Annotated in this window: 22 protein-coding genes; 12 read left to right on the top strand and 10 right to left on the bottom strand. The window is 62.6% G+C overall.

The genetic code is table 11. The features are described from left to right. The first annotated feature begins 104 nt into the window (after window positions 1-104). The 5 genes from O6P39_RS07340 (at window position 105) to O6P39_RS07320 (ending at window position 4,285) form a co-directional block, all read left to right on the top strand. Window positions 105-1,106 (top strand): D-cysteine desulfhydrase, encoded by a 1,002-nt coding sequence (locus O6P39_RS07340; RefSeq protein ID WP_275610727.1) that lies wholly within the window; start codon window positions 105-107, stop codon window positions 1,104-1,106. 117 nt (window positions 1,107-1,223) lie between these two features. Beyond that, complete coding sequence (gene tcyJ, locus O6P39_RS07335) at window positions 1,224-2,024, top strand: cystine ABC transporter substrate-binding protein (protein WP_275610726.1); 801 nt, start codon at window positions 1,224-1,226, stop codon at window positions 2,022-2,024. Then, entirely contained in the window at window positions 2,024-2,695 is a 672-nt protein-coding gene (gene tcyL, locus O6P39_RS07330) for a cystine ABC transporter permease (RefSeq protein ID WP_275611903.1), read from the top strand. Before tcyJ ends, tcyL begins: the two co-directional genes overlap by 1 nt. Beyond that, a complete protein-coding gene (gene tcyN / locus O6P39_RS07325; RefSeq protein WP_275610725.1) occupies window positions 2,692-3,447 on the top strand; it encodes an L-cystine ABC transporter ATP-binding protein TcyN in 756 nt (251 codons plus the stop codon). The genes tcyL and tcyN overlap by 4 nt, the downstream gene beginning before the upstream one ends. A 139-nt stretch (window positions 3,448-3,586) precedes the next feature. Then, window positions 3,587-4,285 carry a pirin family protein gene (locus O6P39_RS07320; protein WP_275610724.1) on the top strand — a complete coding sequence of 233 codons (699 nt, stop codon included), beginning with the start codon at window positions 3,587-3,589 and terminating at the stop codon, window positions 4,283-4,285. A 63-nt stretch (window positions 4,286-4,348) separates the two neighbouring features. On the opposite strand, the gene O6P39_RS07315 is transcribed toward O6P39_RS07320, so the two are convergent. Both O6P39_RS07315 and O6P39_RS07310 read right to left on the bottom strand, forming a co-directional pair. Next, window positions 4,349-4,768, bottom strand: coding sequence for a divergent PAP2 family protein (locus tag O6P39_RS07315; RefSeq protein WP_275610723.1), 420 nt, complete (start codon window positions 4,766-4,768; stop codon window positions 4,349-4,351). Then, window positions 4,765-5,652: a decaprenyl-phosphate phosphoribosyltransferase gene (locus tag O6P39_RS07310; RefSeq protein WP_275610722.1), complete on the bottom strand. Its 888-nt coding sequence runs from the start codon at window positions 5,650-5,652 to the stop codon at window positions 4,765-4,767. Before O6P39_RS07310 ends, O6P39_RS07315 begins: the two co-directional genes overlap by 4 nt. Before the next feature lie 36 nt (window positions 5,653-5,688). Between O6P39_RS07310 and O6P39_RS07305 the strand changes: the two genes are divergently transcribed. From O6P39_RS07305 to O6P39_RS07295, 3 genes are read left to right on the top strand one after another with little or no spacing between them, the layout of a single operon-like run. Next, window positions 5,689-6,090, top strand: a complete 402-nt coding sequence (locus O6P39_RS07305; protein WP_275610721.1) for a GtrA family protein — start codon at window positions 5,689-5,691, stop codon at window positions 6,088-6,090. Then, window positions 6,087-7,388, top strand: a complete 1,302-nt coding sequence (locus O6P39_RS07300; RefSeq protein WP_275610720.1) for an FAD-binding oxidoreductase — start codon at window positions 6,087-6,089, stop codon at window positions 7,386-7,388. Before O6P39_RS07305 ends, O6P39_RS07300 begins: the two co-directional genes overlap by 4 nt. A gap of 1 nt (window position 7,389) precedes the next feature. Then, complete coding sequence (locus tag O6P39_RS07295; RefSeq protein WP_275610719.1) at window positions 7,390-8,139, top strand: SDR family NAD(P)-dependent oxidoreductase; 750 nt, start codon at window positions 7,390-7,392, stop codon at window positions 8,137-8,139. Window positions 8,140-8,184: 45 nt separating this feature from the next. Here the strand turns inward: O6P39_RS07295 and O6P39_RS07290 are convergent, their stop codons facing one another. The 6 genes from O6P39_RS07290 to ttcA all read right to left on the bottom strand — a co-directional run bounded on the left by O6P39_RS07290 (window position 8,185) and on the right by ttcA (window position 12,489). After that, window positions 8,185-8,847 (bottom strand): class I SAM-dependent methyltransferase, encoded by a 663-nt coding sequence (locus tag O6P39_RS07290; protein WP_275610718.1) that lies wholly within the window; start codon window positions 8,845-8,847, stop codon window positions 8,185-8,187. Between the two features lie 18 nt (window positions 8,848-8,865). Then, window positions 8,866-9,396, bottom strand: coding sequence for a C40 family peptidase (locus O6P39_RS07285; protein ID WP_207885093.1), 531 nt, complete (start codon window positions 9,394-9,396; stop codon window positions 8,866-8,868). Between the two features lie 81 nt (window positions 9,397-9,477). Further along, complete coding sequence (locus O6P39_RS07280; RefSeq protein ID WP_275610717.1) at window positions 9,478-10,107, bottom strand: C40 family peptidase; 630 nt, start codon at window positions 10,105-10,107, stop codon at window positions 9,478-9,480. A 69-nt stretch (window positions 10,108-10,176) separates the two neighbouring features. Next, on the bottom strand, window positions 10,177-10,941 hold the full coding sequence (locus tag O6P39_RS07275) for an NAD-dependent deacylase (protein ID WP_275610716.1): 765 nt from the start codon (window positions 10,939-10,941) through the stop codon (window positions 10,177-10,179). Window positions 10,942-10,969: 28 nt separating this feature from the next. Further along, complete coding sequence (locus O6P39_RS07270) at window positions 10,970-11,641, bottom strand: DNA-3-methyladenine glycosylase I (RefSeq protein WP_275610715.1); 672 nt, start codon at window positions 11,639-11,641, stop codon at window positions 10,970-10,972. Window positions 11,642-11,661: 20 nt separating this feature from the next. After that, a complete protein-coding gene (gene ttcA, locus O6P39_RS07265) occupies window positions 11,662-12,489 on the bottom strand; it encodes a tRNA 2-thiocytidine(32) synthetase TtcA (RefSeq protein WP_017522174.1) in 828 nt (275 codons plus the stop codon). A gap of 101 nt (window positions 12,490-12,590) precedes the next feature. Here ttcA and O6P39_RS07260 point away from each other — a divergent pair, with 101 nt between their 5' ends. The 3 genes from O6P39_RS07260 (at window position 12,591) to O6P39_RS07250 (ending at window position 14,612) form a co-directional block, all read left to right on the top strand. Beyond that, window positions 12,591-13,187, top strand: coding sequence for a DNA-J related domain-containing protein (locus O6P39_RS07260; protein ID WP_275610714.1), 597 nt, complete (start codon window positions 12,591-12,593; stop codon window positions 13,185-13,187). Window positions 13,188-13,347: 160 nt separating this feature from the next. Beyond that, window positions 13,348-13,944, top strand: coding sequence for a Yip1 family protein (locus O6P39_RS07255; RefSeq protein WP_207885098.1), 597 nt, complete (start codon window positions 13,348-13,350; stop codon window positions 13,942-13,944). Between the two features lie 170 nt (window positions 13,945-14,114). Continuing rightward, window positions 14,115-14,612: a SprT family zinc-dependent metalloprotease gene (locus O6P39_RS07250; protein WP_275610713.1), complete on the top strand. Its 498-nt coding sequence runs from the start codon at window positions 14,115-14,117 to the stop codon at window positions 14,610-14,612. 6 nt (window positions 14,613-14,618) lie between these two features. Here the strand turns inward: O6P39_RS07250 and O6P39_RS07245 are convergent, their stop codons facing one another. Both O6P39_RS07245 and O6P39_RS07240 read right to left on the bottom strand, forming a co-directional pair. Further along, entirely contained in the window at window positions 14,619-15,800 is a 1,182-nt protein-coding gene (locus O6P39_RS07245; RefSeq protein WP_275610712.1) for a CaiB/BaiF CoA-transferase family protein, read from the bottom strand. Window positions 15,801-15,843: 43 nt separating this feature from the next. Next, window positions 15,844-16,983 carry an acyl-CoA dehydrogenase family protein gene (locus tag O6P39_RS07240; RefSeq protein WP_275610711.1) on the bottom strand — a complete coding sequence of 380 codons (1,140 nt, stop codon included), beginning with the start codon at window positions 16,981-16,983 and terminating at the stop codon, window positions 15,844-15,846. Between the two features lie 145 nt (window positions 16,984-17,128). Here O6P39_RS07240 and O6P39_RS07235 point away from each other — a divergent pair, with 145 nt between their 5' ends. Then, window positions 17,129-17,593, top strand: a complete 465-nt coding sequence (locus O6P39_RS07235) for a GNAT family N-acetyltransferase (RefSeq protein WP_275610710.1) — start codon at window positions 17,129-17,131, stop codon at window positions 17,591-17,593. Window positions 17,594-17,670: the final 77 nt, after the last annotated feature.

Here is a 17,670-nt window from a genome sequence, read left to right as displayed (position 1 = left end):
GCTCGTGATGATGACACCTGCAGCAGCGCCGTATTAAGTCCATTGCCGCGCGGCCTCGGGAGCTCTATCGTGGCCTCCTCACCGTGCCGAACCGAGATTCCCCCATGAGCTCCCTGCGCGAATCGCTCGCCCGTTTCCCTCGACTCGAACTGGCCGGCGGCCCGACGCCGCTGGAAAAACTGGAGCGGCTTTCCGCCCGCCTGGGTCGCGACATCCATGTGAAGCGCGACGACACCACGCCCTTCGCGCTGGGCGGCAACAAGGTACGCAAGCTTGAATTCCTCGCCGCGGATGCGCTGCGCGCCGGCGCCGACACCCTGGTGACGGCCGGGGCGATCCAGTCCAACCACGTGCGCCAGACGGCAGCGGTCGCTGCCAAGCTAGGCCTGCGCTGCGTGGCGCTGCTGGAGAATCCCATCGGCACTGGCGATCACAATTACCTGAGCAACGGCAATCGCCTGCTGCTCGACCTGTTCGGCACCGAGGTCGAACTCGTGCCCAACCTGGACAACGCCGACGAACTGCTGCAGCAGACCGGCGAGCGCCTGCTGCGTGAGGGCCGCAAACCCTACCTGGTGCCGATCGGCGGCTCCAACGCCCTCGGCGCGCTGGGCTACGTGCGCGCCGGGCTGGAACTGGCCGAACAGATTCGCCACAGCGGCCAGCGCTTCGCCGCCGTGGTGCTGGCCTCCGGCAGCGCCGGCACCCACGCCGGGTTGACCGTGGCGCTGGCCGACGCCCTGCCAGAACTGCCGGTGATTGGCGTGACCGTCTCGCGCACCGATGCAGCGCAACGGCCGAAAGTGGAAGGACTGATCCAGCGCACGCTGGAGCTGCTCGGCCAGGACACCGCCAAGGCGCCGAAGGTGGAACTCTGGGACGAGTACTTCGCCCCACGCTATGGCGAACCCAACGCCGGCACGCTGGAGGCGGTACGACTGCTGGCCAGCCACGAAGGACTGCTGCTCGACCCGGTCTACACCGGCAAGGCCATGGCCGGCCTGCTCGATGGCGTCGCCCGTCAACGTTTCGCCAGCCAGGGCCCGCTACTCTTCCTGCACACCGGAGGCTCGCCGGCGCTGTTTGCCTACCATCCAGCGAGCTGACGCAGATAAAATCAAACTAAGCATGTAATTTTTTATTATTTTATAGAATAACAACTACAACCCTATAGTCGCTACGCGTTGACTAACCTGCTTAAAACACCAAAAACGGGGCTCACCATGACCTTCTCTGCACTGCGCCGTCACTTCCTGTTTGCCAGCCTGACCCTCACCCTTGGCGCCAGCCTGTTCGGCCAGGCCCAGGCCGCCGACGACCTGCTCGCCCAGCTCAAGTCCAAGGGCGAAGTCCGCGTCGGCCTCGAAGGCACCTACCCGCCCTTCAGCTTCCAGGACGAGAGCGGCAAGCTCGCCGGTTTCGAAGTGGACTTCTCCGACCTGATCGCCAAGGAACTGGGCGTCAAGGCCAAGCTCCAGCCGACCAAGTGGGACGGCATCCTCGCCGCGCTGGAGTCCAAGCGCCTGGACCTGGTGATCAACCAGGTGACCATCTCCGAGGAGCGCAAGAAGAAGTACGACTTCTCCGAGCCCTACACCGTTTCCGGCATCCAGGCCCTGGTGCGCAAGGGTGACGAAAGCAAGTACGACACCCCCGAGAAGCTCGCCGGGGTGAAAGTCGGCGTCGGCCTGGGCACCAACTACGAACAATGGCTCAAGGAGCACGTCCCGCAGGCCGACGTCCGCACCTACGAGGACGACCCGACCAAGTTCCAGGACCTGCGCAGCGGTCGCATCGACGTGATCCTGGTGGACCGCCTGGCCGCCTTCGACATGGTCAACAAGACCAATGGCGCCATGGCCCTGACCGGCGCGCCCTTCGCCCGCCAGGAAGCCGGCATCGCCCTGCGCAAGGGCAACCCGGAACTGCTGGCGGCGCTGAACAAGGCCATCGACAAGCTGCGTGCCGACGGCACCCTCAAGCAGCTGTCGGAGAAGTGGTTCAAGGCTGACGTGACCCAATGATCGACGCAAGCCTGCAGCTTGCGCTGGATTCCGCGCCCTTCCTGCTCAAGGGCGCGGTCTTCACAGTAGTCCTCAGCGTAGGCGGCATGTTCTTCGGACTGCTGCTGGGTTTCGGACTGGCGCTGATGCGCCTGTACGGATTCACCGCCCTGAGCTGGCTCGCCCGCATCTACGTGTCGTTCTTCCGCGGCACGCCGTTGCTGGTCCAGCTCTTCATGATCTACTACGGCCTGCCGCAACTGGGCATCGAGCTCGACCCACTGCCCGCGGCGCTGATCGGCTTCTCGCTGAACATGGCCGCCTATGTCTGCGAGATCCTGCGCGCCGCCATCGGCTCCATCGACCGAGGCCAATGGGAAGCCGCATCGAGCATCGGCATGACCCGCGCCCAGACCCTGCGCCGCGTCGTCCTCCCGCAGGCCGCGCGCACCGCGCTGCCGCCGCTGGGCAACAGCTTCATCTCGCTGGTCAAGGACACCGCACTGGCCGCCACCATCCAGGTGCCGGAGCTGTTCCGCCAGGCCCAACTCATCACCGCGCGCACCTTCGAGGTCTTCACCATGTACCTCGCCGCCGCGCTGCTGTACTGGGTGCTCGCCAGCATCCTGTCGCACCTGCAGAACCGCCTGGAAGAGCGGGTCAACCGTCATGACCAGGAGCACGAGGCATGATCGAAGTACGCAAGCTGACCAAGCAGTTCCGCGGCCAGGAGGTGCTCAAGGGCATCGATCTGACCGTCGAGGCCGGCGAAGTGGTTGCGATCATCGGCCCCAGCGGCTCCGGCAAGACCACCCTGCTGCGCTGCCTCAACCTGCTGGAAGTCCCCAGCGGCGGCACCATCCAGGTCGGCGAGATCCGCATCGACGCCTCGCGCCCGCTGAGCGGCCAGCAGGGATTGATCCGCAAGCTACGCCAGCACGTGGGCTTCGTGTTCCAGAACTTCAACCTGTTCCCCCATCGCACCGCGCTGGAGAACGTGATCGAAGGTCCGGTGATCGTGAAGAAGGAGCCCCGCGCCCAGGCCGAGCAACGCGCCCGCGCGCTGCTCGCCAAGGTCGGCCTGGCTGGTAAGGAAGACGCCTATCCCAAGCGCCTTTCCGGCGGCCAGCAGCAGCGCGTGGCCATCGCCCGGGCGCTGGCGATGCAGCCGGACGTGATCCTGTTCGACGAACCGACTTCGGCGCTCGACCCGGAACTGGTCGGCGAGGTGCTCTCGACCATCCGCGGCCTGGCGCAGGAAAAACGCACCATGGTCATCGTCACCCACGAGATGAGCTTCGCCCGCGACGTGGCCAACCGGGCGATCTTCATCGACAAGGGCGTGATCGTCGAACAGGGCGACGCCAAAGCCCTTTTCGCCAACCCGCGGGAAGAGCGCACACGGCAATTCCTCAGCAAGTTCCTCACCCAGGGCGGGTCCTGATCCGCCACAAATAAATCGAACTAATCGATTCTTTTGCTCGGATATTTGCGCTTTTATATCGATCAATTGCGAGAGAACATAGCTCCCATGAACCGCACGAGCCGGCGATCCCGCCGGCCGTGCCCATGAGGACTTCGCCATGATCGAACGCAGACCCTTCCAGCAACTCGGCGGTGCCAACCACGGCTGGCTCAACGCCAAGCACCACTTCTCCTTCGCCGAGTACTACGACCCTGAGCGTATGGACTGGGGCAACCTCCGCGTCTGGAACGATGACGAAATCGCTGCCGGCACCGGCTTCCCGCCGCACCCGCACCGCGAGATGGAAATCATCACCTACGTTCGCCAGGGCGCGATCACCCACCAGGACAGTCTGGGCAACAAGGGCCGCACCGAAGCCGGCGACGTACAGGTCATGAGCGCCGGGACCGGCATCGTGCACTCCGAGTACAACCTCGAGAAGGACGTAACCAAGATCTTCCAGATCTGGATCATCCCCTCGGTACGCGGCGGCACGCCGTCCTGGGGCGCCAAACCCTTCCCGAAGGGCGACCGCGCCGGGCGCTTCGTCACCCTGGCCAGCGGCTATGAGAACGACGGCGATGCCCTGCGCATCCGCGCCGAAGGCCGCCTGGTCGCCGCCACCATCAAGGCCGGCCAGAGCGCCGAGTACGAGTTGGGCGCAGACCGCCGCGCCTACCTGGTGCCGGCAACCGGCAAGGTGGAAGTGAATGGTGTGCTGTTGGAAGCCCGCGACGGTGCCGCAATCGCCGATGAAGCGGTGGTGAAGGTGACCGCGCTGGAAGACAGTGAGGTCATCCTGGTGGACATCGCCTGACAGCACGCAATGGAAACGAAAAAGGCACGCCGATTGGCGTGCCTTTTTCGTCATGTAAATGAATCAGATGCCCAAAGCACTCACTGCAGCGGCAACCAGAATCCCTACGATAACGCCCGCGACAATCTCGATGCGGGTGTGCCCCATGCGCTCCCGTAGCGGTTGATGATCCGCCCCAGCTACAGCCAGCCGATTGATTGCCGCAGCATGCTTTCCAACCTGCCGACGTAGGCTATTGGCATCAAGCATTACGATAAAAGCCAAGGTCAAGGCAATGCCGAATGCTGGCTGATCCATGCCGTGTTTGAAAGCAATAAGGGCAGCCATGCTGCTGACAATCGCACTGTGATTGCTCGGCAGGCCACCATAGCCAATCAGACCAAACGCGGGCTTTCCAGCCTTGATGCTATTGATGGCGAACTTGCTGCAACCAGCGACTAGCCACGCCAGGAACGGTGTCAACGCATAAGAATAAGTGCTCATACCGGCATTCCCGGCCAGAGCGCCCACATGCAAACGCCTCCCCATACGACCACCGTCAGCAGTAATTGCCAATCTGCCAGTAGTGCATCGGTAGGCGACTCACCGCCGTCCAGCGCTTCAACCACATACCAATATCGGAACAGGCCGAACAGCACCAAGGGAACGGTGATAACAAGGTCCGGCTTCGCTGACATCACGAACATGCTGTAGAAAAGCAGCGCGCCCGTAGCGGATATCTCCGCATAGCGATCGACCAGAGCAAGCGAATACTTGCCCAGTACCTCGCGAGCGCCAGCACCACTTTTACTCAACTCCTGCCGACGCTTCACCGCCGCCAGATAGAGCGCCAGGCAGAGCGTCGTCACGAACATCCAGGAGGAAACAGGAACACTCAAGGCCACGGCTCCGGCATAGACTCGCAGGACGAAGCCGATGGCGATGGTGAAGATATCGACTACGGGCTGATGCTTGAGGACGAAGGAGTAGGCAAGGTTCAACACCATATAGGCCAGGATCACACCGATGACCTTGGGCAGCAGGAATCCGCCCACGGCCAGGACACAGTAAAGGCCAACGAGCAGCGTCAGTGCTGCGGAGACCGAAACTGCTCCGCTGGCAAGCGGTCGTGACTTCGACTTGAGCGGATGCAACCGATCGCGCTCGATATCACGCCAGTCGTTGATGATGTATGTCGCAGACGATGCAACACAGAACAGCAGCATCGCCTGAAACGCATGACTAACTGCGTAGAAGTTGAGAAACTCGCCGGAAAATACCAAGGGGGCAAGGACGAATCCGTTCTTTACCCACTGCCTGGGGCGTAACAACTTGATCAGGCCTCGCGCCTGCCCCGTACCGCACTCCCCCACCAGTGATTCCTGCATGTACTTTTCCTGATTATTCTCTTTAGAAGAATCTTGATGAAACTGGCACTTATCTACGCAATTCTTGCATTAATCGCTACCGTAGCAAACATAGGGTCACAGGACCTGGTCGTCAGAAATTACTCCGGACCCTACTCAATCACTCTTTCGATCATTGTCGGGACAGGCGTTGGCCTGCTGCTCAAATACGCTCTCGACAAGCGTTATATCTTTCGCTTCAAGGCTCGAGATGTGGTCCATGACGGACAGACCTTCATCCTTTACACCGTCATGGGCCTAGCCACGACAGTCATCTTCTGGGGCTTCGAGTTCGCCTTCCAGCACATCTTCCAGTCCGACGGCATGCGCTATCTCGGCGGAGTGATCGGTCTGGCGATCGGCTATGTGACCAAGTATCACCTGGACAAGCGCTACGTATTCCGCATGGAGGCCGCATGAGGCGCGTCAACTCCTGGGGCCGACTCGAGGCCCCTCTCCATGAGGTCATCCCGCTTTCCGCCCCCGAACGTGTCGCGCAAACTCTTGAAGGCAGCACGCTGCCCGGCCTGGCCCACGGCATGGGGCGCAGCTACGGGGACAGCTGTCTCAACGCCGATGGCACCCTGTGGCTGACTCAAGCAATGGATCACCTGATCCAGTTCGATGAGCGCTCCGGGAGACTGACGTGCGAGGCAGGAGTCCTGCTCAGGGACATTCAGCGCCTGGCGGTGCCTCGCGGCTGGATACTGCCCGTCACACCGGGCACCCAACTGGTCACCGTGGGCGGAGCTATTGCCAATGACGTGCACGGCAAGAACCATCACATCCTCGGTTCGTTTGGCGACCACGTGCAGCGCATCCGCCTCGTACGCACCGACGGCACAACTCTCGACTGCGGGCCCCAATCGGAACGGGGTTGGTTCCGAGCTACCGTAGGCGGCTTGGGGCTGACGGGAGTGATAGTCGAAGCCGAGCTGCAATTGCGCCGGATAGCCAGCCCTTGGCTGGATACCGAAACCATTCCCTATGGAAACCTGAACGAGTTCTTCGCCCTCGCCGACAGCTCGGAGGCAGGTTGGGAACAGACTGTGTCGTGGATCGATTGCCTATCGAAAGGCGGTAGCCGCGGAATCTTCCTGCGTGCCAATCCGGCCGCCAGCGGACCGCGAGACGAGCCGCGCAGGCGCAAGCTAGGCATGCCTTTCGTCCCGCCGGTATCTCTGGTCAATGGCCTGACGCTGCGCCCCTTCAATACTGCCTACTACCGTCTCAACCAGCGCAAGGCCGGCAAGGGAGTTGCGCACTACGAACCGTTCTCCTACCCACTCGACAACATTCTCGATTGGAACCGCATGTACGGTCCGCGCGGCTTCTATCAATACCAGAGCGTTGTTCCACGGGCAGTTGGCCAGGAAGCGGTGCAAGCCATGCTGGATGCCATCGCGGGATTAGGAGAAGGATCATTCCTTGCGGTGCTCAAGACATTCGGCGAGCGACAATCGCTGGGAATGCTGAGTTTCCCGCAGCCCGGAGTCACCCTTGCGCTCGACTTCCCCAACCGGGGCACCCGCACCCTGCGCTTGCTGGAAAGGCTCGATGCGATAGTCCGCGAGGCGCATGGGCGCCTTTACCCCGCCAAGGATGCACGCATGCCGCGCGATCTGTTCGAGTCCGGCTATCCGCTGCTGAATGAGTTTTTGTCTTACCGCGACCCCGGCATCAGCTCGGGGCTGTCCCGCCGCCTGCTAGGAAGCTGAAGTGAACAGGAAACGTATCATCATCGTCGGAGCGACCTCCTCCATCGCCGAACACTGTGCGCGCCTCTGGGCCCAGGGCCAGGAGGTCGACATGACCCTGGTGGGCCGTGACCTGCAGCGCCTGCAGCGCATCGCTACGGACCTGAACGTCCGCAGCCAGAACAGCGAAATCCACTGCTCGACTGCCGACTTCGTCGATCCGCAATCCATTCAGCGGCAAGTCGATGAATGGCTGGCCAGCGGCCCCGCGGACATCGTCCTGATTGCCCATGGCTCCCTTCCGGAGCAGGGCGCCTGCCAAAGCAATCTAAAAGAGGCTCACCAGGCGCTGGAAATCAACGGTCTTTCACCCGTACTGTTCGCCGAGGCCTTCGCCGCCCACATGGAACGCAACAACCGCGGCACCCTGATCATCCTCGGCTCGGTAGCCGGTGATCGCGGGCGCAAGTCCAACTATGTGTATGGCGCCGCCAAGGGCCTGGTTACCCGATACGCGGAAGGGTTGCAACATCGCCTTGCTGGCAGCGACGTCAAGGTGATGCTGGTGAAGCCGGGCCCCACCGATACGCCAATGACTGCACATCTGAAGAGTGAAGGTGCTCGCCTTGCGCCGGTGGAAGACGTTGCCAACGATATTGTCCAGGCCGCGGGCAAGGGGGTTGCAACGCTCTACACCCCTCGCAAATGGCAATTGATCATGTGGGTTATCCGACACATGCCTGCGGTGGTCTTCAACAAACTCAACATCTGACGCTGATCGTGCCCGCCCTGCATTTGCGGGGCGTATTGCTCGCACTTACCGCTTGCGGCAAAGACTCATGCCGTCACCGATCGGCACCAACGAGTAATCAATCCGGACGTCCTCCTTCAACGCCCGATTGAGCTGCTGAATGGCCCGTGTGTCGTCGCTCTCGGGCTCCAGTTCCAGCACCCTGCCACTCCACAGCACATTGTCGAAGACCACCAGCCCGCCACTACGCAGCAGATTGAGGGCGTATTCGAAGTAGGTGGGATAACGCGCCTTGTCGGCATCGATGAAGACCAGGTCGAAGCGCCCCTCCTCGCCGCCGGCCATCAGGCTCTCCAGCGTGGACAGCGCCGGCCCCAGGCGTAGCTCGATGCGGCTGTCGACGCCCGCCTCCCGCCAGTGGGTGCGCGCGATCTCGTTGTAGTCACCAGGCAGATCGCAGCACAGGAGATGCCCGTCGGCGGGAAGCACTTCGGCCATGCACAGCGCGCTATAGCCGGTGAAGGTACCCACTTCGAGAATGCGTCGGGCGCCGATCAGTTTCACCAGCAAGGCGAGGAATTGCCCCTGCTCCGGGGCGACCTGCCAGCGCGACATCGGCAGCGCAGCAGTCACCTCGCGCAGACGAGCCTTGATGGGCGAGTCTCGCAGGGAGACATCGAGCAGGTACTGGTAAAGGGCGTCGTCCAGGTTCAGCGTGCGTGTAGTCATGACCCTTCCCGCAAACGATCAGGGATGGAGAGCGAGACTCTGCACGGCGAGGACGCGCTTGGCTTCCAGGAAGGCTTTCTGCCAATAGGCGCTGTCGAGGCTGTCCAGGCGTACGGTCCCGCCCGTTCTGGGCGCATGAACGAAGCGCCCTTCTCCGACATAGATACCCGCATGACTCACGCCACGTCCACCGCTGGTAGCGAAGAACACCAGATCGCCACTCTGCAGCGATTCGCGACCGATGCTGGGCGCGCGCAGGGTAATCATCTCGCGGGTGGAGCGCGGCAGTTGCAGACCGGTGGCATCGCGGTAGACGTAGCCGATCAGGCCGCTGCAATCGAAACCGCCATCGGGCGTGTTGCCACCCCAGCGATACGGCGTGCCAACCAGGCCAATGGCACGGATCAGGACATCATCGGCAGCTTGCGAATTGTAGGCAGGGAGCGAAGGCGCGTTCACCACGGGCGGAGGCGACGGCGGAGTGCGACTGGCGCAGGCGGCCAGGGAGGCGAGAAGAGCGAAGAGAATGACGCGCTGTGGAGCGAGCATGTGATGGCATCCCTGCTAAGGAATGCCATCACTTTGCACCGACAGTGGCTTGAACGCAATACTTAAAGTAAAACTTTAAGTTTAGCGCGTTACCGTCTTGGGCTGGTAACCCGGCTCGAGTACGCGCTTGGCTTCCATGTAGCTCAGGCGCCAGTAGCTCTCGTCCAGGCTGTCCACCCGCACACCACCGCCACGGCGGCTGGCGGAGTGGATGAACTGACCGTCACCGATATAGATGCCGGCATGGCTCACCCGACCGCGACCACGATTGTTGAAGAAGATCAGGTCGCCCGGTTGCAGGTCTTCTTTCGAGACCAGCGGGACGTCCATGGTGATCAACTCGCGCGTGGAGCGCGGCAGGTTGATGCCTGCTTCTTCGCGGAACAGATAGCCCACGAAGCCGCTGCAATCGAAACCAGTTCGTTCCGATTTCCCACCGAAGCGGTACGGAGTACCGATCAGCGAGAACGCGCGATCCAGGATGTCGGATACGTGCGAGGTCGAACTGCCGTTATAGTTTTTGGCCCCCTCGTCCTGCGACTCATCCGCCATCGTGACCTTATTCTGGTCAATCTGAAGAAAAGCGGCGCGGCTGGTCGGCGTTACGGCTACCTGGCTTTGCTGCGATTCCGGCGAATGGCTGGCACAAGCTGCCAGCAACAGAACGAAACTCATGGGCACGAGGGGTGCGAAGCGTTTAAGCATGGGCACGACCGTGTCTCATTAGTTCCATTTAATAGCGGGCTAATTTGCCCGCTCAATGAGGGTAATGCAAGTTTTTTATCGCGGAATGTGACTTAGCAGGCGCGGCATAATGTCTAAGGCTCGACCCACCATTCTTTCTTCGACCACCGAACTCAGATCGGTCAGCCCCGGATTGACCTCGGCCGTGAAGCCTCCGGCGGCCCGCGTCCGCATCACCGGCTCGATGATGTAGGGGAAGCTCGCGGTCGTTCCCACCAGCAATACGGCGTCGAATCCCTTGCGCAACTGCGCATAGAGCGTGTCGATCGCCGCCTCCGGCAACATCTCCTCGAACAGCACCACTGGCGGGCGCAACACGCCGCCGCAACGCGTGCATTTCGGCGGCAGCGGCTCCTCCAGACGCTCAGCCAACCCTGCGTCTTCCTGGCCACAGGACTGACAGTAGAGTGGCGCCAGTTCGCCATGGATCTCGATCAGACGCTCCACCGGCGAGCCCGCACGGCGATGGAAGCCATCGATGTTCTGCGTCAGCACCCAGCACTCAGGCTTATATCGCTGCAGCTCGGCGATGGCTTCGTGGCCGGCGTTGGGCCGTGCGTTGAGACACGCCTTGCCCAGCTCAGCCAGGTACTTCCAGCACAGCGCCGGGTTGTCGCGCAGCATGGGCCCGGAAAGCGCCGCCTCGATGGGGAGCCCTTCCTCGGTGCGACCGTTATAGAGGCCACCCAGGCCGCGATAGGTGGGCATGCCGGAGTCGGCGGAGACGCCGGCGCCAGTGATCACCAGGATGCGTTCGGCGCGAGCCAGTGCCGCGCCGGTGCGTTCGATGGCCGAATCCATGCGCCCTCCTCCGCGGCCAGGCCGCGCGTCAGTGGTTGACCGTGTACGACAGCATCATCGAGATATGGCACAGCGGACGAGCGCTTTGTTCCTGCCACTGGTTGAAAGCGGCCTGCACCAGCGCCAGGTCTTTCTGGCTGGTGGGCGTCTTGTCGACGATTTCCTGGGCCTTGAGTGCGGCGACCACATCGTCACTGAGGACAAAGGTGTCCTTGCCTGCCATGCGCAGCAGGCGCGGTGCGGACATGCCACCCAACTGGTTGCCGCGCTTGGCCAGCAGTTTCCACAGGCCAACGATGTCGTTCGACGGCCAGTCCGCCAGCAGCTTGCCGAAGCTGCCGTATGCGCGTGCGATGTCGAGGACCATCTGCGCGTTGCGCGGCACGCTCTTGAGCTTGCCCAGGTGGCGGATCAGCCGGGCGTCCTGCATCAGGTTTTCCAGGCGCTCGCCGCCCATCAGCACGACCTTCTCCGGGTCGAAGCCGAAGAAGACTTCCTCGAAGGCCGGCCACTTGGCGTCCACCAGGCTGTGCTTGAGGCCCGCGCGGAAAATGCGCAGGCTGATCAGCGACAGGTAACGGTCATCGCTCACCGCCGCCAGCTCCGCCGGCGTCCTGGGCTGCGGCATCCGGGCTTCCAGCGCCTCAACCGAGCCGAAGCGGTTCAGACAATACTCGTACAGCCACTGGTAATTGCGCATCGGGCGTCCTTGCGGAGGTCTTACAGGTTCATTACATCGAGGAAGCGCGGGGTGGCGGTCTCGTCGATGCGCAGGCTGTTGAAGTCGAACAGGTTGCGGTCGGCCAGTTGCGACGGCACCACATTCTGCAGCGCGCGGAACATGATCTCGGTACGGCCCGGCGACTTGCGCTCCCAGTCCAGTAGCATTTCCTTGACCACCTGGCGCTGCAGGTTTTCCTGCGAGCCGCAGAGGTTGCACGGGATGATTGGGAATTCTTTGAGCACCGAGTAGGCCTCGATGTCCTTCTCGTTGCAGTACGCCAGCGGGCGGATCACCACGTTGCGGCCATCGTCGGAGAGCAGCTTGGGCGGCATGGCCTTGAGGGTGCCGCCGTAGAACATATTAAGGAAGAAGGTTTCCAGGATGTCGTCGCGGTGGTGACCCAGGGCCATCTTGGTCGCGCCGATCTCGTCGGCGTAGGTGTAGAGGGTGCCACGGCGCAGGCGCGAGCACAGCGAGCAGGTGGTCTTGCCCTCCGGGATCTTCTCCTTCACCACCGAGTAGGTGTCCTTCTCGATGATGTGGTACTGCACGCCGATGGACTCCAGATAGGCCGGCAGCACGTGCTCGGGGAAGCCGGGCTGCTTCTGGTCCATGTTCACCGCGACGATCTCGAACTGGATCGGCGCCACCTTCTGCAGGTACAGCAGGATGTCCAGCAGGGTGTAGCTGTCCTTGCCGCCGGACAGGCAGACCATGACCTTGTCGCCGTCCTCGATCATGTTGAAGTCGGTGACCGCTTCGCCAACCTGGCGGCGCAGGCGTTTCTGCAGTTTGTTCTGGTTGACCGAAAGGGTGCTGGCCATGGTGCTCTGGAATCCGAAGGGCAAGACGAAAAGCCGGTCATTTTACGCGCAAAGCGACGCGTACCCCAGCCCCTCTATCGGGCCACTGCTAATCTGACAACATGACGCCCGACCTCGACCCTTCCCTCGACCTGACGGACCAGCTCCTGCAGCTACTGCGGGAAGCACCTGAAGGACTCTCCGAATTCCAGCTGATCCAGCAGCTGAAAGCTCGGCACTCCACCCACGTGCCCAACCTGCCGCTGATCGACAAGCTGGTGCTGTTCCGCACCCACTTCCTGGTGTTCAACGCGCTTTACCGGCTGCGCGACCGGCTCTGGGCGGAGAACGCCGCGCACCTGGAAATCGGCCCGCTGCAGATTCGCCTCTCTCCTTATATGAGTGGCGCGCAGGCGCTCGGCGAGCAGGATGCCCTGCGCGACTACTATCTCGACGAGAAACATCTGAAAGAAACCACCGAGCGCGACGTGGAGAAGCTGCTGGAAAGCTTCTGGACACGCATGCAGGGCAACGAGGAAAAGGCCGCCGCCCTGGCCCTTTTCGAGCTGGAGGACGGCCCGGTGGACTATGCGCTGATCAAGCTGCGCTACCGTCAGCTGGTCAGCCAGCACCATCCGGATCGCGGCGGTAGCACCACGCGGCTGCAGTCGATCAACAAGGCGATGGAAATTCTGGAGCGCTATTACAGCCGCCCGTGAAACTTCCATTTGCTCTAAACCCACGGACGACGAGGCCTTCAGCCCTCCCTATACTGCGACTTAAGGTCGCATAGGTCGGCCGAGCACCGGATGACGCTGGCTACGCGTCTCCGGCGCTTCGCTGGGGGGCGACCTTCTATAAGAAGAGGAGAATGCTGACATGATCCATCATGTGTGGGGGCTCTTCACCCATCCCGATCAGGAATGGCAGGAAATCCGTGGCGAGGAAGAATCCATCAGCCACATGTACCTGACCCACGTCCTGATCCTCGCTGCCATCCCGGTCATTTCCGCCTACATCGGCACCACGCAGGTCGGCTGGGTATTGGGCAATGCAGGACCGGTCAAGCTGACAGCCGCCAGTGCGATGCAGCTGACCATCATGACCTATATCGCCATGCTCGCCGGCGTCGCCGTGATGGGTGCCTTCATCCACTGGATGGCACGCACCTATGACGCAGCACCATCGATGACCCAATGCGTGGTATTTGCCGCGTACACCGCTACCCCGCTGTTCATCGGTGGCCTGGCGGCGCTGTACCCGCACCTGTGGCTGGGCATGATCATCGGCACAGCCGCGATCTGCTACACCGTCTACCTGCTCTATGTCGGCATCCCGACCTTCATGAACATTCCCAAGGATGAAGGTTTCCTGTTCTCCAGCTCCGTGCTGGCGGTGGGACTGGTGGTGCTGGTGGCGATGATCGCCCTGTCGGTGATCCTCTGGGGCAGCGGTGTCGGGCCGGAATACACCTGACCCTGACCAACAAAATGAACGACCGGGCCCCAGCGGCCCGGTTTTCTTTTGCGCGCTTGCCTGAAACTCGCCTGACTTGCCTGAACCTGCACCCCGGACGAGCGGCCGCGAGAAATCCTCCACCGGCGCTTCGACTGCGGCATAATCTGCCCCCGTCGGAGAACCACTGTATGCCTGAACAGCTCAACGCTCGCGTCGAAGCCTGCTACCAGCAGGCCGAAGCCTTCTTCCAGCGGCGCTTTCCCCGCCCGGAAGTGAGCTTCCGGCTGCGCGGCCAGAAGGCCGGCGTCGCCCACCTCGATGAGAACCTGCTGCGCTTCAACCCGCAGCTGTATCGGGAAAACCGCGATCATTTCCTGCAGCAGACCGTGGCCCACGAAGTGGCCCACCTGATCGCCCATCAGATGTTCGGCCCGCGCATTCGCCCGCATGGCGAGGAGTGGCAGCTGATCATGCGCGGCATCTACGGCCTGCCGCCGGACCGCTGCCACACCTACGAAATCAAGCGCCGCCGCGCCACCCGCTACCTGTATCGCTGCCACTGCGGCGAGGGCAACGAATTCCCCTTCTCCGCCCAGCGCCATAACCTGGTCGCCCAGGGCCGCCGCTATTACTGCCGGCGTTGCCGCGCGACGCTGGTGTTCACCGGCGAAACCCGCCGCGAGTGATGCGGCTCAGGCGATGGCCTTCGCCGTCTTCAGTGCCTCGACCTGCTCTGCCGAATAGCCCAGTTCCGCCAGCACCTCGCCGGTATGTGCGCCCAGTGCCGCGCCAATATGGCGAGGCTCGGGCAGGCCGGCGGAGAAACGGATCGGGCAGGCGATCTGCTCCTGCACACCGCCCTTGCCATTGGGTACTTGTGTCACTACGCCCCGCTCGCGAAGCTGCGGATGCTCCACCGCCTCGGACAGCGACAGCATCGGCTCGACGCAAGCATCCAGCGCGGCGAAACGTTCCTGCCACTCGTGGAAATCGTGCTTCTCGAACTCGATGGCGATCTCGCGCTTGAGCGCCTGCTGGTCTTCCGGTTTGGACGAGAGCCCGCGCGCGGCCAGTTCCGGTCGGCCGATGGCAGCACAGAACTGCTGCATGAACTGCGGCTCCAGGCTGCCCACCGAGAACCAGCGACCGTCGCGGGTACGGTAGTAGTCGTAGAAGCTGCCGCCGTTGAGCGCGAGGGCTTCCATCTCCGGCTCGACTCCAGCGGCGAGGTACCCTGCACCCGCCATGCCGTGCAGGCTGAACGCGCAGTCGGTCATGCTCACGTCGACCAGTTGTCCCTCCCCCGTCTGCTGCCGATGAATGACCGCCGCCAGCAGCCCCATCACGCCATGCAGCGATCCGCCGCCAATGTCGGCCAACTGCACGCCCAGCGGCAGCGGGCCGATGTCGCGGCGGCCGGTGTAGCTGGCGATGCCGGCCAGGGCCAGATAGTTGATGTCGTGACCGGCGCGGTCGCGGAACGGACCGGTCTGGCCATAGCCGGTGATCGACACGTAGATCAGCTTCGGATTGATCGACTTGAGCGCCTCGTAGCCGACGCCGAGCTTGTCCATCACGCCGGGACGGAACTGCTCCAGCACGATGTCGTATTCCCGCACCAGTTGCTTCACCACCTCCACCGCCTGCGGCTGCTTGAGGTCCAGCGCGATGGAACGTTTGTTGCGATTGAGGTAGGCGTGGCTGGCGGAGGTGCCGTCCACGTGCGGCGGCAGTACGCGCACCAGGTCCATGCGCGTGGGCGATTCCACACGCAGCACCTCGGCGCCCATGTCCGCCAGCAGCAGCGAGGCGAACGGCCCCGGCAGCAAGGTGGAGAAATCGAGAATCTTCAGGGAGGCGAGCGGGCCGTTCATGGGCACTCCTGTAACGCTATCGTGAATACTTTGACGCCGCGCCTCAGAGCTTCATGCCGCGGCTGATGATCTCCTTCATGATCTCGGAGGTGCCGGCGAAGATGCGCTGGATGCGCGCGTTCGCGTACATCTTGCAGATCGGGTACTCCCACATGTAACCCCAGCCGCCATGCAGTTGCACGCCCTCGTCGACCACCTTGCACAGCAACTCGGTGGTGAACAGCTTGGCCTCGGCGGCCACTTCCGGGGTGAGCTTCTTCTGGTTGTGGTCCATCACGCAGCGGTCGGTGAAGACCTGCGCCACGTCGATCTGCGTGCGCATCTCGGCGAGCTTGAAGCGGGTGTTCTGGAAGTGCGCCACCGGGCGGTCGAAGGCCTTGCGCTCCTTTACGTAATCGATGGTCGCGTTCAGCGCCGCCTCGGCGCCGGCCACCGCACCACAGGCGTTGGTCAGGCGCTCCTGGGCGAGCATGTTCATCAGGTAGAAGAAGCCGCCCTTGGCGTCGCCCAGCAGATTTTCCTTCGGCACCTTCACGTTGTTGAAGAACAGTTCGGCGGTGTCCTGGCTCTTCATGCCCAGTTTCTTCAGGTTGCGCCCGCGCTCGAAGCCCTCCATGCCGCGCTCCACCACGAACAGGCCCATGGCGTGCTTGTTCGAAGGGTCGGTCTTCGCCGCGACAATCACCAGGTCAGCCAGCAGGCCGTTGGAGATGAACACCTTCGAGCCGTTCAGGACGTAGTGATCGCCCTTGTCCACCGCCGTGGTGCGCATGCCGGCGAGGTCCGAGCCGGCGGACGGTTCGGTCATCGCCACCGCCAGGATGCTCTCGCCACGGATGATCCCCGGCAGCCAGCGGGCCTTTTGCTCGGCATTGCCATACTCGGCGATGTAGGGGCCGCAGAGCGCCGAGTGCAGCGGGATCATGAAGCCCGGCTCGTTGATGGCGGCCAGTTCCTCACACATGATCTGTTCGTAGCGGAAATCCTTCAGAGCGGTTCCGCCGTACTCTTCCTCTGCCCAGGGCAGCAGGAAACCCATCTCCCCCGCCTTGCGCCAGACGCTGCGGTCCACCACACCAGCCTCCTCCCATTCCTCCTGGTGAGGCACCACTTCCTTGTCGAGGAAGGAACGGAACGCATCGCGGAACAGGTTGTGCTCGGTCTCGAAGTGATTGCGCAGCATGGTCGACTCCCGGTGGGTTGAGTGCCCGCAGGGTAGGTGCTGGCCGCGCGCGGCCTCAATGACGCGAGCGCTCAGGGTCGATTGACGCAATCGCCCAGCAGATGCGAGTGTGAAACTTCCCAAAGCTGCACCGGAGAGCGCCCGCATGCAGATTCGCCCTTTCCAGGCAGAGGACATCCCGCCGTACGAAAGCTGGTTCGACGATCCGGTGCTCTACGCGCAACTGGGCCCGATGGATCGCTACTGGCTGGAACAGGTGCTGAACGATGCGGAAAAGGCGCAGTACAGCATTCTGCGTGGAGACGTGCTGGTCGCGGTGGTGGGGGTTTGCCTGCCCACCCCGACGCATCCCTATTACTTCGTTACCGACCTCGCAGTGCGCCCGGAGTTACGCGGCTCGGGTGTCGGTCGCACGGTGATGACGCTGGTGATGAGCCAACCGGAATTGCAGAGCAACCCCTTGTGGCGGGCCAGCGTGAGGCCAGACAACCCCGCGGCGCTGGCTTTCCTTATCAGGCTGGGCTGGACACGGCTGGAAATGGGCAATCCATTCGATGAGCTGCTCGAGTTCGAATTCCGCCGACGGCCAGCGGGGCCCACTTTTCGCTGAGGCAAATCCTGTAGGAGCGAGCTTGCTCGCGAACGATGTTTCAGGCTGCTCCGGCATGCAGCAGGTTCGCGAGCAAG

Origin of the sequence: Pseudomonas sp. PSE14, assembly GCF_029203285.1 — a bacterium.
In the GTDB taxonomy this organism is placed as follows: domain Bacteria; phylum Pseudomonadota; class Gammaproteobacteria; order Pseudomonadales; family Pseudomonadaceae; genus Pseudomonas.
This window is presented reverse-complemented; position numbering and strand designations above follow the sequence as displayed.